The 14,408-nt window shown below is 70.6% G+C and carries 12 protein-coding genes and 1 tRNA gene; 4 read left to right on the plus strand and 9 right to left on the minus strand.

The window, feature by feature from the left end; genetic code table 11:
* Positions 1–68: 68 nt before the first annotated feature.
* Entirely contained in the window at positions 69–1,355 is a 1,287-nt protein-coding gene (locus ACN26Z_RS23970; protein ID WP_421460383.1) for an IS256 family transposase, read from the minus strand.
* A 129-nt stretch (positions 1,356–1,484) separates the two neighbouring features.
* Positions 1,485–2,282, minus strand: coding sequence for an alpha/beta fold hydrolase (locus ACN26Z_RS23975; RefSeq protein ID WP_421463498.1), 798 nt, complete (start codon positions 2,280–2,282; stop codon positions 1,485–1,487).
* Between the two features lie 139 nt (positions 2,283–2,421).
* On the opposite strand from ACN26Z_RS23975, the gene ACN26Z_RS23980 reads away from it, so the two are divergent.
* Positions 2,422–3,282 (plus strand): hypothetical protein, encoded by an 861-nt coding sequence (locus ACN26Z_RS23980; protein WP_282237296.1) that lies wholly within the window; start codon positions 2,422–2,424, stop codon positions 3,280–3,282.
* Positions 3,283–3,290: 8 nt separating this feature from the next.
* Here ACN26Z_RS23980 and ACN26Z_RS23985 read toward each other — a convergent pair.
* The 6 genes from ACN26Z_RS23985 to ACN26Z_RS24010 form a co-directional block, all read right to left on the minus strand.
* A tRNA-Val gene (locus ACN26Z_RS23985) sits at positions 3,291–3,365 on the minus strand.
* 84 nt (positions 3,366–3,449) lie between these two features.
* Positions 3,450–3,914, minus strand: coding sequence for a peroxiredoxin (locus ACN26Z_RS23990; RefSeq protein ID WP_421463499.1), 465 nt, complete (start codon positions 3,912–3,914; stop codon positions 3,450–3,452).
* A 53-nt stretch (positions 3,915–3,967) separates the two neighbouring features.
* The gene (locus ACN26Z_RS23995; protein ID WP_093401300.1) at positions 3,968–4,405 is read right to left on the minus strand and encodes a DUF3052 domain-containing protein; all 438 of its coding nucleotides are present in this window, start codon (positions 4,403–4,405) and stop codon (positions 3,968–3,970) included.
* Between the two features lie 109 nt (positions 4,406–4,514).
* Positions 4,515–7,346: a thiamine pyrophosphate-dependent enzyme gene (locus ACN26Z_RS24000; RefSeq protein WP_421464708.1), complete on the minus strand. Its 2,832-nt coding sequence runs from the start codon at positions 7,344–7,346 to the stop codon at positions 4,515–4,517.
* Positions 7,347–7,383: 37 nt separating this feature from the next.
* Positions 7,384–7,875 (minus strand): MarR family winged helix-turn-helix transcriptional regulator, encoded by a 492-nt coding sequence (locus tag ACN26Z_RS24005; RefSeq protein WP_421463500.1) that lies wholly within the window; start codon positions 7,873–7,875, stop codon positions 7,384–7,386.
* Positions 7,876–7,980: 105 nt separating this feature from the next.
* Positions 7,981–8,385: a secondary thiamine-phosphate synthase enzyme YjbQ gene (locus ACN26Z_RS24010; RefSeq protein ID WP_093401303.1), complete on the minus strand. Its 405-nt coding sequence runs from the start codon at positions 8,383–8,385 to the stop codon at positions 7,981–7,983.
* A gap of 197 nt (positions 8,386–8,582) precedes the next feature.
* Between ACN26Z_RS24010 and aceE the strand changes: the two genes are divergently transcribed.
* From aceE to ACN26Z_RS24025, 3 genes are all read left to right on the plus strand, one after another.
* On the plus strand, positions 8,583–11,327 hold the full coding sequence (gene aceE / locus ACN26Z_RS24015) for a pyruvate dehydrogenase (acetyl-transferring), homodimeric type (RefSeq protein ID WP_421463501.1): 2,745 nt from the start codon (positions 8,583–8,585) through the stop codon (positions 11,325–11,327).
* Between the two features lie 286 nt (positions 11,328–11,613).
* A complete protein-coding gene (locus ACN26Z_RS24020) occupies positions 11,614–12,903 on the plus strand; it encodes a choice-of-anchor B family protein (protein ID WP_421463502.1) in 1,290 nt (429 codons plus the stop codon).
* Complete coding sequence (locus ACN26Z_RS24025; protein ID WP_421463503.1) at positions 12,900–13,826, plus strand: hypothetical protein; 927 nt, start codon at positions 12,900–12,902, stop codon at positions 13,824–13,826. Before ACN26Z_RS24020 ends, ACN26Z_RS24025 begins: the two co-directional genes overlap by 4 nt.
* A 98-nt stretch (positions 13,827–13,924) precedes the next feature.
* On the opposite strand, the gene ACN26Z_RS24030 is transcribed toward ACN26Z_RS24025, so the two are convergent.
* On the minus strand, positions 13,925–14,371 hold the full coding sequence (locus ACN26Z_RS24030; protein WP_093401307.1) for an SRPBCC family protein: 447 nt from the start codon (positions 14,369–14,371) through the stop codon (positions 13,925–13,927).
* Positions 14,372–14,408 lie beyond the last annotated feature (37 nt).

The following is a 14,408-nucleotide window of genomic DNA, read 5'->3' on the forward strand; positions in this document are numbered from 1 at the left end:
AATCCCGACGTTGCTCCCCTCCCAGCGGCGGGGGCCTGTCTCGCTAAGGGTGTTTCCGGCGATCTTGGTTAGTAGGTTTCAGCGGCTGGGAAGCGGTCGCTGAAGGTGATGGCGAAGGCGTTCAGGGCGGGTTTCCAGCGCATCGTCCATCGGGTTCTGCCTGCCCCGGTGGGGTCCAGGGATCGGGTCACCAGGTACAGACACTTCAACGCGGCCTGCTCGTTGGGGAAGTGGCCGCGGGCCTTGACCGCCCGCCGGTAGCGGGCGTTCAACGATTCGATCGCGTTGGTCGAGCAGATGACGGTGCGGATCTCCAGGTCGTAGTCGAGGAACGGGATGAACTCCGCCCACGCGTTGTCCCACAGCCGGATCACCGCCGGATACCGGCCGCCCCATTTCTCGGCCAGGTCGTCGAACGCGGCCCTCGCGGCGGTGGCGTTGACGGCGGTGTAGATCGGCTTGATATCGCGCTTCAGCTCATCCCAGTAGCGCCGCGAGGTGAGCCGGAAGGTGTTGCGGATCAGGTGGATCACGCACGTCTGCACGATCGTCTGCGGCCACACGTTCGTGACGACATCGGGCAGGCCCTTCAACCCGTCGCAGACCAGGAAGAACACGTCCTTCACGCCCCGGTTGCGCAGGTCGGTGAGCACGCTCATCCAGAACTTCGCGCCCTCACCACCCGAGCCGGCCCACAACCCGAGGATGTCCTTGTCCCCGTCGAGGGTGACCCCGATCGCGGCATAGAACGGCCTGTTCGCCACCTGCCCATCCCGCACCTTCACCACGATGGCGTCGATGAACACCGCCGCGTAGATCTCGTCCAGGGGCCGGTGGGACCAGTCGGTCATCTCCTCGATCACCTTGTCGGTGATCCGCGAGATCGTCTCCTTGGACACCGAAGCCCCGTAAATCTCGGTGAAGTGCGCCGAGATCTCCCCGGTGGTCAAACCCTTGGCATACAACGACAACACCACCTCATCGACGCCCGACAGGCGACGCTGCCGCTTGCGCACGATCTGCGGGGTGAACGTGCCCGCCCGGTCCCGCGGCACGTCGATCTGCACCGGTCCCGACGCGTCGGTCAACACCGTCTTCGACCGAGTGCCGTTGCGGATGTTGCCCGAGCCGGCGCCGTCGGGTTCGTGTTTGGCATAACCGAGATGCTCCGTCATCTCCTCGTTCAACGCGGTCTCCAGGACCGTCTTGGTCAACTGCTTCAACAGCCCGTCCGGACCCGTCAACGACAAGCCCTGCTCCTTCGCGGCCCGAACCAGCTCAGCGGCGGCTTTCGCCTCCGCCGACGGCTCGGGCCGCTTCTTCCGTCCGGTCTGGTCGTTCAGTGTCGCGGTCATCACGGCACCCTCCTCACCAGGCACAACGCCCGGCAGGTCAGGCCGGAAACACCTTTAGATCCACAGACCCAGCGGCGGAGGAGCCCCGCGACACTCCGGCGACCTCCTTGGGGGTGGCGGGGCCGGGTTTCAGGTGGGCGGGGTGGACACGTGGGTGAGGAAGGGCAGGACCACCGTGGGCAGGGCCGGTGAGTCGACGATGTCGTAGTGCGTGAGCCCCGGGAGGACGGCCAGCCGCGCGGCCGGACGACCGGTGCCGTCCCACCCGGCGTCCCGATGGCCGCCACCGAGCAGGCCGAAGAACTCCACCATGTGCGCCGGGCGAACCGAGTCGGCGTCGGCGAAGACCAGCATCGTCGGCGTGGTGATCGCCGCGACCTCCGATGACCAGTCGTAGTCGCGGCGCAGCAGTTCACCGGTCCGGACCCAGAGTCGTGGCCAGTCCTGCGGGCGGGGCGCGACGCGCCGGTAGAGCTGCTCGGGCGGGGTGCCGCGCATCCGCTCGGCGGCCGCCTCGTCGGGCTCGGGCATGCCGGCGAGTACCTCGGGAAACCAGCCCTGCCGCCGACATGGCGCGGAGACCACCACCAGGCGGCGGAGCAGTTGCCGGTGCTGCACCGCCAACCGCAGGGCGACTCCACCGCCGAGGGAGAAGCCGAGCACCTCGGCCTCGGCCAGACCAAGGTGAACGATCAGCGCAGCCACGTCGTCGGCCATCGACTCGTACCGCAGCGGGCGGCCGGGGTCGGCGGTGCGGCCGTGGCCCGGCAGATCGACGCTGACCACCAGGCGACGCCGCGCCAACGCCGGTCGGATCGCGGCGAAGGTCTCCGCCGTGCCGAACCCGCCATGCAGCAGCACCAGCGGGCGACCTTCGCCCTCCGTCTCGTACCAGAATCGAACGCCGTCGAGCTGCGCGTAGCTCATGCTGTTCCTTCCCTGCTCCGACGCGGGACCGCTGCCGCCCGCCGGATGCCGAGCCGCCGGTGCCGGGAGCACGACACCGATACGATCAGCGAGTCTCGATGCCCGCAGTAGGTACCCGCCCCGGGTGAGGTGAGGTGCGGTGGCCGTTGTCGTCGACCTGCTCAACATCACGATCATCCTGCATGGGCTGCTGAAGCTGACCGCCATCACGAACGCGACCCGCTGGATCAGCGAACGGGGCCGGGACTACCGACTCGCGTACGACCGGATGCCACCCGCCGACGACGCGGCCAAGCTACGCCTGCTGGTCGAGTGCGGCGGCACCTTCTTCCCGTTCGGCGCGAAAGATCACCGGATCCGGCGGCGATACCTACGTTGGCAGCGACGGTCCCGGCGGTGGCGGGCGGCAGCCGTCGCGTTGCGGATCTGGGCCACGGTCTGTTTCACCGCGCCCGGGCTGGTCGCGCTTACCGTCTTCGGCACAGCCGGTCCCGCCTTCTTCCTACCCCGGCCACCCGGCTCCCGCTGGCTCACTCTCGGCGCCGCACTTGTCGCCGCCGCCATCGTCATCGCGATCTTCTTCGAGGCGCTGACCTGGTATCTGACCGTACGCGGCTACGCCCGCCGGTTCCTCACCACGGGCTTCCACCGGACCCGGGTCGACTCGACCGGAGAGAACCTCGCGGAACTGCGGGTCTACATCTACCTCGCGGCGTCGATGGTGTTGGCCAACTCCATGCTCTGCCTGACGGCGGCCGTCTCCTTCGGCTCCTACCGCTACCTCGACGGCAACGAGGTCGGCTACGGTCCCAGTGCCGTTGCCGCAGCCTGCCTGCACACCGCGTCGAGCATGTCCTTCCTGGGAGAGTCACCCTTCACCACCCACAACTCGGTGGGCAGCCTGATCGGCGTACTCGACCTCGGGTCGGGCGTGATGCTGATCCTGTTCGGGCTGACCCTGCTGCCGGCGATGCTCAACCTGAACGGACGAGACGAGTAGGTGGTGCGTGGTGGGCGCGGCAGGTTTCGAACCTGCGACCCCTCGCTTGTAAGGCGAGTGCTCTCCCGCTGAGCTACGCGCCCGGACGCCGTACGGCGGGCCGGCGGTTGGCAAGCTTACCCTGCCACCCGCCGGCCCCGGCGGACGCCTCGCGACCGGCGGCCGGGTCAGGCCGCGGCCTCCGCCAGGGCCTTGCGCCAGCCCTGCTGGTCGCGGGCCTCACCGGGCATGTTCATCTCGGCGAAGCGGACCACGCCGGACCGGTCGATGACGAAGGTGCCCCGGTTGGCGATGCCGGCGACGTCGTTGAAGACGCCGTACGCCTGAGCGACGGCGCCGTGCGGCCAGAAGTCGGACAGCAGCGGGAATTGGTAGCCCTCCCGTTCCGCCCAGATCTTGTGGGCGTACACCGAATCGACGCTGACGGTCAGCACCTGGACCTCGTCGTTCACGTACTCGTCGAGGTTGTCCCGCACCTCGGTCAGCTCACCCTGGCAGACCCCGGTGAACGCCAGCGGGTAGAAGACCAGCAGGACGGTGCGCCGGCCCCGGAAGTCGGAGAGCCGGACCTGCTGGTTGTTCTGGTCCTTCAACTCGAAGTCGGGCGCCTCGACGCCAACCTCGACAGGCATGCGAACTCCTCGGATCGGTTCGGGACGGCCTCGGTCACTCGCCGTGGGTGGGGTTACTTCTTGCCCTTGGCGCCGCGACGTAGCACGAGTCGGGCACCGCTCCAGTCCTTGCCGGCGTTGACCGTGGAAGTCTGCTGAAGACCGGCGGTGGGTGCCGACTCGGCGATCTCACTCGGTTCGACGTGGCCGTCGCGGCCGGCCTTGGGCGTCAGCAGCCACACGACCCCGTTGTCGGCCAGCGGGCCGAGGGCGTCGACGAGCAGCTCGAAGAGATCACCGTCGCCGTCCCGGTACCAGACCAGCACCGCGTCGACCACCTCGTCGGTGTCCTCGTCTACCAGATCTCCACAACGGTCGGTCAGGGCGTCTCGGAGATCGGAGTCGACGTCGTCGTCGTAGCCCATCTCCATGACGACCATCCCCGGCTCGATGCCGAACCGGTCCGCCAGGCTGCGTACCCCGTCAGCAGCCTGACCAGCGGTCGCGCTCACTGTCGCGTGCCTCCTCATCTCGTCCGAGCCGGCGTCTGCTCGACGCCGTCAGGCAAAGTCCACACAGTTGTGCCCTCCTGCGCAAGTGGCGCACCGGGTGGAACGAAATTTACCGTGCCAGCAGCGTACGGGCACCCTGGGTGATGGCCTCCTCGGACACCAGGACCTGTCGGGCGGCCGGACCCAGCGGCACAAAAGAGTCAACTGCGGCCACCCGGCGTGCCGCGCCGACATATCCGGCGTCCACCAGCGCGGCGATCACCCCCTCACCGACCCCACCGGACCGGCGTGTCTCGTCCACCACCAGCACCCGGCCGGTCGCGGCGGCCTCCCGGATGAGGTCGGCCACCGGCAGTGGCGCAAGCCAGCGCAGGTCCACGACCCGGGTGCCGATCCCCTCGTCGGCCAGCGCCGACGCCGCCCGCAACGACATTCGTACGCCGTTACCGAAGGTGATGATGGTTACGTCCTCGGCCGAACCGACTCCGTACACGCGGGCCCGTCCCACCGGCACGTGGCCGCCGGCCCAGGCGCCGGGATCGGCGTAATCGGCCAGCCACTCACCATCACCGTCGGCGTAGAGGTCGCGGGTGTGGTAGAGCGCGATCGGCTCCAGGAACACGCAGACGCTGCCGTCCACCGTCGCGCTCGCCAGGCAGGTCCGCATCATCGCCGCCGCGTCGTCCGGCCGTGCCGGCACGGCGATCACCAGGCCCGGCACGTCCCGCAGTACGGCCACCGAGTTGTCGTTGTGGAAGTGCCCGCCGAAGCCCTCCTGGTACGCCAGCCCGGCCACCCGCACCACCATCGGATTGCGCAGTGCTCCCTGCGAGAAGAAGCGCATCGTCGCCGCCTCGCCGCGCAGCTGGTCCTCGGCGTTGTGCAGGTACGCCAGGTACTGGATCTCCGGCACCGGCAGCATTCCGGCCAACCCCGCGCCGAGGCCGAGGCCGAGGATCGAGGTCTCGTCGAGCAGCGTGTCGAACACCCGGGCGACACCGAACCGGTCACGCAGTCCCTTGGTCACCCCGTAGACCCCGCCCTTGGCGGCGACGTCCTCACCGAAGACCGCCATCTGCGGATGGCTGAGCAGCCCGTCGGTGAGCGCCGCGTTGATGCTCTGCGCGAGGGTGAGCGGCCCGGCCAGTTCCGGCGGCTTGCCGCCGAACGCCTCGGCCCGGGTCACGGCGTCAGGCCCGGCGGCGCGGGCGCCCGCGTCGGCGACCGCCAGGGCGACCCGCACCGGGCGGCGCGGTGCCAGCGGAGCGATCACCTCGGCGGCGTCGGCCAGCTTCGGCTCGTCGAGCACCTCCTCGGCGATCCGGCGGACCTGCCAGCCGATCTCGTCGTAGCGGTCCAGCAGTTCCGGGCCGTCGGCCAGGCCCGCTTCGACAAGCCGCCGGGCAGTGGCGACCACCGGATCGCGGGCCACGTCGGCGGTGATCTCCGAGGCGGGGCGGTACGCGCTCTCGGCGTCCGCACCGGCATGGCCCATCAGCCGGACCGTGGTCAGGTGCAGCACGGCCGGGCGGCGGTGCCGGCGTACCCAGGCCGCCGCCTCGACCGCCACCTCGTAGGTGCCGACCAGGTCGGCACCGTCGGCGGCGAAGTACCGGATGCCGGGCTTGGACCGCAGGGCTGTCGCCACCCATCCCTGCGGCGACCGGACACTGATGCCCAGCCCGTTGTCCTCGCAGACGAAGAGCACCGGGATGCGCAGGCCGGTGTGGTCGTACCAGCCGGCGGTGTTGAATGCGGCCGTGGCGCTGGCGTGGTTGATCGAGGCGTCCCCGAACGAACAGACCACGATGGCGTCGGCTGCCCAGGGCGTCGGTTCGGGTTCCAGGCCGGCTCGGTTGGCTTCGCCTCGGGCGTCCAGCCGACGCAGCCGCTCCACGGCAAGACCCATCCCGACCGCGCGGGGCAGGTGCGAGGCTACGGTCGAGGTCGTCGGGACCACCGCGAGGTCGGCGCGGCCGAACACCTTGTGCCGGCCACCGGCGATCGGCTCCTGGCTGGAGGCCACCATGCCGCGCAGGACGTCCCGGGCAGCGTCGGCGTACGCCCGGGGCAACGGCCGCTTGACCCCCGTCATCCGGATCCCGTCGGGCCCGACTCCGTCGCTCGGCCCGGGGGCCGGCACGGTCACGGTGACCGGTCGGGAGTCGGCCAGTGGCACGGCCGCCGGTTGGTCCCCGGCGGCGGTCGCCTGCCCCACCGGGTTCACGCCGGAGTCGGCAGCGTCACCGTCCCTCCGGTCGATCGCCGCCGCGCCGGGCGTGCCGCCGGGCGAGCCCACGCCGTCGGGCAAACCCGCGCCGCTCGGCGAGTCGGTTCCCTCCGTGACCGGACCGCTGGCCGGCTCGCCCGGCGTGCCGGGGGCGGCTCCCTCTTCGCTGGTCTCCGGCAGGTCCGGAACGGGCGGCGCGCCGGACCGACCGGAAGGGCCGGCCTCGGTGGGATGGCCGGCCTCCGCAGCGTCCGTCGCCTGGCCGGCCCGGGCCGCCGGAGCGGTCTCGGCGGCCGGCTCCCCCGACGGCACGGCCGACGCGGACGGTAGAGCCGGCGCGGACGGCGGCACAGCCGGCGCGGACGGGTCCGCCTGGGCGGCGCGGACGCAGTAGAAGGCGCCGGAGCGGTAGTGCAACAGGGCCGGGTCCGTGGGCCGCAGCGCCGCCGCCACCGCGGCGTTGCCCTCGTGACCGGCGGAGCCGATGGTGTAGTAGCCCTCGCCGAAGCTACGCAGCCAGCGGCCGGCCAGGTCGAGTTGCCGGCTGGTGACCTGGGCGTCGAAGAGGTCCAGCAGTTGGGCACCGGTCAGTGCGCTGCCCTCGGCCACCGGCCGTGCCGGGTCGCTCCGGTGCGGCGGCGCGGCGAGGGCGGCCAGGGACTCCCGGAACCGGTCGTCGAGATCCTGCGGGGTGGTCACGTCCGACAGCATTACCGACCGGGGCACGCCTCGCACAGCCGAGTGCCTCTCACGGCTGCCCGGTCGGGCCGCAGTCCTCCGGGCAGCCGCCGTCGGAAACCTTCCACACCAGATCACGAAGTGCGGCGAGTTCCTCGTTGTCGAGCCGGGTCAGCAGTCGGGAGTCGGAGAGTACGAGATGGACCCGCTCGCGCATCCGCCGGCCGGCATCGGTCACCACCAACGTCTTCTGCCGCCGGTCTGCCGGGTCGACCCAGCGCTCGACCAGCCCGGCCTGCTCCAGCTTGTCGACCAGCGCGGTGACGTTGGACCGGTCGCAGCGCAGCTGGTCGGCGAGCTCGCGGGCGGGCAGCGGACGGTCCGGGTCGAGCTGGTACAGGGCGCGGGCCACGGCCGGAGTCAGGCCCAGCGTGGCGATGTCGAGATCCTGGTGGTGCCGCAGGGCGGCGGCGACGTGCATGATCCGGCGTACCGCGTCACCGGCCAGCCGGGCGCGGTCGGCCGGTTCCGGGCCGGCCGGGGCGATGATCGGCCGTGACATGGTCACATCCTAGGGCGGCGGCCTGCGACCTCGTCTGACTGACGGCGTCGGGCTACCGAGAGGTTCGTCGGGTCAGTTCCGCTCGGCCCTGAGCGGGGACGGAAATCAGCCGGACAGGAAGGAGAAACGGACCTGCCGGGTGGGATTGTCGCCGTTGGTGTCGACCAGGCAGATCGACTGCCAGGTGCCCAGGGCCAGCCGCCCATCGAGCACGGGCAGCGTCGCGTACGGGGCGACGAAGGCGGGCAGCACGTGATCGCGGCCGTGCCCCGGCGAGCCGTGCCGGTGCCGCCAGCGCCCGTCCGTGGGCAGCACGGCATCCAGCGCGGTCAGCAGGTCGTCGTCCGATCCTGCCCCGGTCTCGATGATGGCCACGCCGGCGGTGGCGTGTGGCACGAAGACGTGCAACAGGCCGTCGCCCGAGCCGGCGACGAACTGTTCGGCCTCGGCCGTGATGTCCCGGACGGTCGGCCGGGACCCGGTCCGGACGGTGATCAGCTCACTGCGCACACCCGCATTCTCCCCCACCCGGCGACGGCCCGCCGGTACCCACCGGTGCGCCCGCCGCGACCGCCACCGACCGGCAAAGTTACTGGTGGGTACCTGTGTCGAGCGTCGCCCTTCGGCCGGGTGGACGTGACGCCGAGTGCCACGACGGGGCAGGATGGCGCTAGAGACCTATCCCACACACAACCGAGGGAACGCCTGTGGCTACGGAACGCAAGCGCCCGGTGATCACGGCCGGCCTGCCGAGCCAGCTTCCGGACATCGACCCCGAAGAAACCAGCGAGTGGGTCGAGTCGCTCGACGGTGTCATCGACGACCGTGGCACCAAGCGAGCCCGCTACGTGATGCTGCGGCTGCTGGAGCGCGCCCGGGAGCGTCAGGTCGGCGTGCCGTCGCTGACCACCACCGACTACATCAACACCATTCCGCCGGAGCGCGAACCGTGGTTCCCCGGTGACGAGCACGTCGAGCGCCGGATTCGGGCGTACGTGCGGTGGAACGCGGCGATGCTGGTGCACCGCGCGCAGCGGCCGGAGATCGGCGTCGGTGGCCACATCTCGACCTACGCCAGCTCGGCGTCGCTCTACGAGGTCGGCTTCAACCACTTTTTCCGGGGCAAGGACCACCCGGGTGGCGGCGACCACATCTTCTACCAGGGGCACGCCTCCCCCGGCATGTACGCGCGGGCGTACCTAGAGGGCCGGCTCAGCGAGAACCAGCTCGACGGCTTCCGGCAGGAGCTTTCCCACCCCGGCGGCGGTCTCCCCTCGTACCCGCACCCCCGGCTGATGCCGGACTTCTGGGAGTTCCCCACGGTCTCCATGGGTCTGGGCGGCCTGAACGCCATCTACCAGGCCCGGTTCAACCGTTACCTGCAGCACCGGGGTATCAAGGACACCTCCGACCAGCACGTCTGGGCCTTCCTCGGCGACGGCGAGATGGACGAGCCGGAGACGCTTGGCGCGATCGGGGTGGCCGCCCGCGAGGAGCTGGACAACCTCACCTTCGTGATCAACTGCAACCTCCAGCGCCTGGACGGGCCGGTACGCGGCAACGGCAAGGTCATGCAGGAGCTGGAGGCGTTCTTCCGGGGTGCCGGCTGGAACGTCATCAAGGTGGTCTGGGGGCGGGAGTGGGATCCGCTGCTCGCCGCCGACACCGACGGCGCGCTGGTCAACCTGATGAACACCACGCCCGACGGTGACTACCAGACCTACAAGGCGGAGTCCGGGGCGTACGTGCGGGAGCACTTCTTCGGCCGTGACCCGCGCACCCGCAAGATGGTCGAGGGGCTTACCGACGACGAGATCTGGAATCTCAAGCGGGGCGGGCACGACTACCGCAAGCTCTACGCGGCGTACAAGGCGGCGACCGAGCACACCGGCCAGCCGACAGTGATCCTGGCCAAGACGATCAAGGGCTGGACGCTCGGCTCGCACTTCGAGGGCCGCAACGCCACGCACCAGATGAAGAAGCTGACGCTGGAGGACCTGAAGACCTTCCGCGACCGGCTCTACCTGGACGTCCCGGACTCGGCGCTGGAGGAGAACCCGTACCTGCCGCCGTACCTGCGGCCGGACGACAAGTCCGACGAGATGCAGTACCTGCACGAGCGGCGCAAGCAGCTCGGCGGTTACCTGCCGACCCGCCGGACCAGCGCCAAGCAGCTGGCCATCCCCGCCGCGGAGCGCTTCGCCGACGTCAAGCGCGGTTCGGGCAAGCAGAAGGTGGCCACCACGATGGCCTTCGTCCGGTTGCTCAAGGACCTGATGAAGGACAAGGAGTTCGGCAAGCGTTGGGTGCCGATCATCCCCGACGAGGCGCGCACCTTCGGTCTGGACTCCATCTTCCCGACCGCCAAGATCTACTCGCCGCACGGCCAGCGGTACACCTCGGTCGACCGGGAGCTGTTCCTGTCGTACAAGGAGTCGACCGCCGGGCAGATCCTGCACGAGGGGATCAACGAGGCCGGCTCGGTGGCCTCGTTCACCGCGGCTGGCACGTCGTACGCCACCCACGACGAGCCGATGATCCCGATGTACATCTTCTACTCGATGTTCGGGTTCCAGCGCACCGGCGACGGCTTCTGGGCCGCGGCGGACCAGATGACCCGGGGCTTCGTGCTCGGCGCCACCGCCGGACGCACCACGCTCAACGGTGAGGGGCTCCAGCACGAGGACGGTCACTCCCTGCTGCTGGCCGCCACCAACCCGGCGGTGGTCGCGTACGATCCGGCGTTCGCGTTCGAGATCGCGCACATCATGGAGAGCGGCCTGCACCGGATGTACGGCGCGGAGCCGGAGAACGTCTTCTACTACCTCACCGTCTACAACGAGCCGATCCACCAGCCGGCGGAGCCCGACGGCGTGGACGTCGAGGGCATCGTCAAGGGCATCCACCGCTACTCCCCCGCGCCGTCGCTGGACGGGGACGCCCCCCGGGCGAACCTGCTGGCCTCCGGCACCGGCATGCAGTGGGCGCTCAAGGCGCAGCAGCTGCTGGCGCAGGACTGGGGGGTGGCCGCCGACGTCTGGTCGGTCACCTCGTGGACGGAGCTGCGCCGCGACGCGGTGGAGTGCGAGGAGTACAACCTCCTGCACCCGGGCGCCGAGCAGCGGGTGCCGTACATCCAGCGCAAGCTGGCCGACGCCGACGGCCCGAAGGTCGCGGTCAGCGACTGGATGCGCGCGGTGCCGGACCTGATCTCCCGCTGGGTACCGGGCGACTGGACCTCGCTGGGCACCGACGGCTTCGGGCTCTCCGACACCCGGCACGCGCTGCGGCGGCACTTCCACGTCGACGCCGAGTCGGTGGCGGTCGCGACGCTGCGGCAGCTCGCGCTGCGTGGGGCGGTGCCGGCCCACGTGCCGGCCGAGGCGGCCAAGAAGTACGCCATCGACGACGTGAACGCCGCCCCGGTCGGCGAAACCGGCGGCGACAGCTGACAGTTCCATCCCGAGGGGCCCGGCGCGGTGTCACACCGCGCCGGGCCCTTTCGCGTGCGGTGCCCGCGCCGTGGCTCGGTGGGGCCCACCGGGCCAGTCCGCAGGTATGACCCTTCCGGTATCGACGAGCATCTTTTTCGTGTAACACAACGCATCCACAATTGCCGATAGGTGTTTCAGCTTGCCCCAGGGACACCAGGCCGGCCGGTGAACTCACCCCGTCGCGCCCGTCCACCGCCGGCCGGGACGTCACCGCCGCATTGGCGCGCGACGGGAGGGAGTGCACATGCGACCTGTTCGGATCGGTCTGGCCCTGGCCGTCGGCGCCCTGGTGGTGTCGATGCTCCCGGCGAGTTCGCCCTCGGTGGCCCACGACCCGGCCACCCCGGCCGGGCGTGCGTCGGCGCAGGAGTTCATGGCCCAGCGCGAACCCACTCAGCAACTCGTCGCGGCCGCCGCCGCGACCTGCACCAACGGCCAGGCGGCGGGCTATCCCTGCCGCAATGTGGACCTGCTGTCGTTCATGCCGCTGTCCAGCATCGGCGGCAGCCAGGCCAACGACATCTGGGGCTGGACCGACCCGCAGACCGGCAAGGAGTACGCCCTGGTCGGTCGCCGCAACGGCACCTCGTTCGTGGACGTGTCCAACCCGACCGCCCCGGTCTACCTGGGCAACCTGCCCGCGTACCAGAACCGCACCGCGATCTGGCGGGACATCAAGGTCTACCGGGACCACGCGTACGTGGTGGCGGACGTCTCCGGGCACGGCATGCAGGTGTTCGACCTGACCCGGTTGCGTGGCGTCACCACGCCGCAGACCTGGACGGCCAACACGCACTACAGCCGGTTCGGCAACTCGCACAACATCGCCATCAACGAGCAGACCGGGTACGCGTACGCGGTCGGCACGAACACCTGTAGCGGCGGCCTGCACATGGTCGACATCCGCACCCCGAAGTCGCCGGTGTACGCCGGCTGTGTCAGCAACGACGGTTACACCCACGACACCCAGTGCGTGGTCTACCGCGGTCCGGACACCACCTACACCGGGCGGGAGATCTGCGTCAGCTCCAACGAGGACACGGTGACCGTGGTCGACGTGACCACCAAGTCGGCTCCTCGGCAGCTGTCCCGCATCGGCTACAGCGGGCGGGCGTACACCCACCAGGGCTGGTTCACCGACAACCAGCGTTACTTCCTGCTCGACGACGAGTTGGACGAGACCCGGCGCGGGGTGCGGACCCAGACCTACATCTGGGACCTGGCCGACCTCGACGCGCCCCGGCACATCGGCACCTACAGCGCCCCGTCCGGGGTCCAGGCCACCGATCACAACCAGTACGTCAAGGGCAGCTACAGCTACCAGGCCAACTACCGGGCCGGGTTGCGCATCCTGGACCTGCGTAACGTGGCAGGCGGTCAGGCCACCGAGGCCGGGTACTTCGACATCTACCCGTCGAGCAACAGCGCCTCGATGAACGGGGCGTGGAGCACCTACCCGTACTACCCGAGCGGCATCGTGGTGGTCAGCGGCATCGAGCAGGGGCTGTTCGTACTCCAGCCGCGCTTGTCATGACCGCCACCGACCATCGGCCGGGCACGGCCGCCGGCCAGGTCGAGGGGGCGTCCCAGCCGGGGCGCCCCCGCCCCGACCCGGTGCCGCCGGGCGGCACCGCGTGGCGGTACGCCGCCGCCACGCTTGTGCTCGGCCTGACCCTGACCGTCGGCTTCTTCGCCGGTCGCGCGGGTGCGCCGACCTCCGGTCCGACACCGCAGGCGGCGTCCACCGCGCACCTCGGTCACGGCCCGGGCGGGCTGGAGGTGTCCCGCGACGGCTGGACCCTGGCCCTGGACACCCCGAGCCTGACCGCCGGCCGGCCGGGTGAACTGGCCTTCCGGATCACCGACGCGGCCGGCGCGGCGCTCACCACCTTCAAGGAGAACCATGAGCGCCGGATGCACCTGATCCTGGTCGGTCGGGATCTCTCCGGCTATCAGCACGTGCACCCGGAGATGTCGGCCGACGGCACCTGGCGGGTCACTGTCACACCTACCGCGCCCGGCCCGCTCCGGGCCATCGCGGACTTCTGGCCGCAGGGGGCACCGGCGGGCGTCACGCTCGGCATCGACGTGCCGGTTCCCGGCCGGTACGCCTCAGGTCCGCTGGCTCCGCCCGAGGAGACGATCCTGGTGGACGGCTACACGGTCACCCTCGACGGTGGGCTGCGGGCGGGCGAGTCCAACCAGGTGCTCGTGTGGCTGGGGCACGACGGGCAGCCAGTCAATGACCTGCAACGGCATCTGGGCGCGTACGGCCACCTGGTGGCGTTGCGCCAGGGCGATCTGGCGTACCTGCACGTGCATCCGGCGGCGGCCAGCCAGCCCAGCTCGGTGGTGGCGTTCGGCGTCACCGTGCCGTCGGCCGGCACCTACCGGCTGTTCTTCGAGTTCCGGCACCTCGACGAGGTACGCGTCGCCGCCTTCACCGTGGTCGTGTGACCTGTCGCGCCGGGTACCGACGAGCGGTGGCGGCCCGGGTGCCCCTGGAGGGGACACCGGGGCCGCCACCTTCGCGGGTGACGCCGGGACGCGGCCCGTCAGCCGACGGCGGCCAGATCGGTCAGCCGGGCCAGCGAGTCCTCCAGGTCGGCGCCGACCCGACGCAGGCCGAGCCGAAGCAGGGCGGCCTTGACCGGGCCGGCCGGCCAGCGAACGACGATGAGCCGCACGACCGTGCCGCCCTCCTGTTCGTCGGGTGTGAGCTGGACGTATATCTCGGTGCGCGCCTCCGCTCGGGCACCGGCGCCCTTGGCGCGTTCGCGCCAGCCGATCAGGGTCGGCTCCTGATAGGCGATCACCTCGGCCTCATGCGCGGCGCCGCGTCCGGCCTGGACCAGCTGCCGCCGACCGAAGCCCTCCCCCGAGAGGACCTCGGCCGCACGGACCCCGGCCAGCCAGGCCGGCAACTGCTCGGCCCGCTGCACCACGTCCCAGACCGCTTCCACCGGCGCCGCCACGTGCGCGCTGCGTTCCACGAGGATCATTTCCGTCTTCCTCCAGTGAGGACATCCCACAATATTC

It is taken from the genome of Verrucosispora sp. WMMD703 (assembly GCF_049178935.1).
Taxonomy (GTDB): domain Bacteria; phylum Actinomycetota; class Actinomycetes; order Mycobacteriales; family Micromonosporaceae; genus Micromonospora; species Micromonospora sediminimaris.

Bases quoted from the DNA above. Each gene is read 5' to 3' on its own strand.
- ACN26Z_RS23970 (WP_421460383.1), bottom strand. From the start codon at position 1,355: ATGACCGCGACACTGAACGACCAGACCGGACGGAAGAAGCGGCCCGAG.
- ACN26Z_RS23975 (WP_421463498.1), bottom strand. From the start codon at position 2,282: ATGAGCTACGCGCAGCTCGACGGCGTTCGATTCTGGTACGAGACGGAG.
- ACN26Z_RS23990 (WP_421463499.1), bottom strand. From the start codon at position 3,914: ATGCCTGTCGAGGTTGGCGTCGAGGCGCCCGACTTCGAGTTGAAGGAC.
- ACN26Z_RS24000 (WP_421464708.1), bottom strand. From the start codon at position 7,346: ATGCTGTCGGACGTGACCACCCCGCAGGATCTCGACGACCGGTTCCGG.
- ACN26Z_RS24005 (WP_421463500.1), bottom strand. From the start codon at position 7,875: ATGTCACGGCCGATCATCGCCCCGGCCGGCCCGGAACCGGCCGACCGC.
- ACN26Z_RS24020 (WP_421463502.1), top strand. From the start codon at position 11,614: ATGCGACCTGTTCGGATCGGTCTGGCCCTGGCCGTCGGCGCCCTGGTG.
- ACN26Z_RS24025 (WP_421463503.1), top strand. From the start codon at position 12,900: ATGACCGCCACCGACCATCGGCCGGGCACGGCCGCCGGCCAGGTCGAG.
- ACN26Z_RS24030 (WP_093401307.1), bottom strand. From the start codon at position 14,371: ATGATCCTCGTGGAACGCAGCGCGCACGTGGCGGCGCCGGTGGAAGCG.